Raw genomic sequence first — 1033 nt, forward strand, 5'->3', positions numbered from 1 at the left:
AGAAATGCACAGGACGGCATTTCTCTGATCCAGACAGCGGAAGGTGCTCTTAATGAAACACACTCCATTCTCAACAGAATGAGAGAGCTTGCTGTTCAGAGTTCCAATGACACCAATACTGACGATGACAGAGTTGAAATTCAGAAAGAAATGGACCAGCTCTCATCTGAAATTACTAGAGTAGCAGATAACACTGAATTCAATACACAGAAGCTACTAAACGGAACCTTTACTGATAAAAAATTCCATATCGGAGCTAATGAAAATCAGGCCATGGAAATTTCAATCAGCAATATGAAAGGAACAAATCTAGCTGTTGAAAAGACATTCACCGCAGCTGGAACCGGTAGTGGTACAGCAACTCTAGCAGATGGAACAAATACATTTACCTACTTTGATAAGGATGCAACCTTCACTGTTGGTGGTGAAACAATTACCGCAAGAGCTAATGGTTACTATGATGCTACCAGTGGAATCCTTAGATTGGAATCAGACGAAATCACAGCAGGAGAAACAAAAGCATTAGGAATCAATGTGACTACACAGCCTTCAGCAGATTCTGCAATTACAACAATTGATAATGCTATTACATCTGTATCTGCAGAAAGATCCAAGCTTGGTGCTGTTCAGAACAGACTGGACCATACCATCAACAACCTGACAGCAACATCTGAGAACCTCTCAGCTGCTGAGTCCAGAATCAGAGACGTAGACATGGCTAAGGAAATGATGGAGTTCACAAAGAACAACATCCTGAACCAGGCTTCTACCGCAATGCTTGCTCAGGCTAACCAGATGCCACAGGGAGTACTTCAGTTACTCGGCTAATAAGTTTATAGAAACGGTAGCTATTTCCTAATATCTGCCGTTTTATATAATAATAAATTACCAATAATTATCAGCGAATACGGAAGTTCGCAGTCAAATTCAAGGAGGATAAAAAATGAGAATTAACAACAACATTTCAGCAATGAACACTTACTCAAGACTGACATCCGCTCAGGGTGCTCAGGCTAAGTCCCTGGAAAAGCTT

Annotated in this window: 1 protein-coding gene; it reads left to right on the forward strand. The window is 40.9% G+C overall.

The genetic code is table 11. From position 1 onward, the window contains the following. Positions 1 to 828: flagellin (locus tag BM243_RS14995; protein WP_074913425.1), on the forward strand; the 828-nt coding region annotated here is incomplete at its 5' end. Positions 829 to 1033 lie beyond the last annotated feature (205 nt).

The organism is Proteiniclasticum ruminis (assembly GCF_900115135.1).
GTDB classification, from domain to species: domain Bacteria; phylum Bacillota; class Clostridia; order Clostridiales; family Clostridiaceae; genus Proteiniclasticum; species Proteiniclasticum ruminis_A.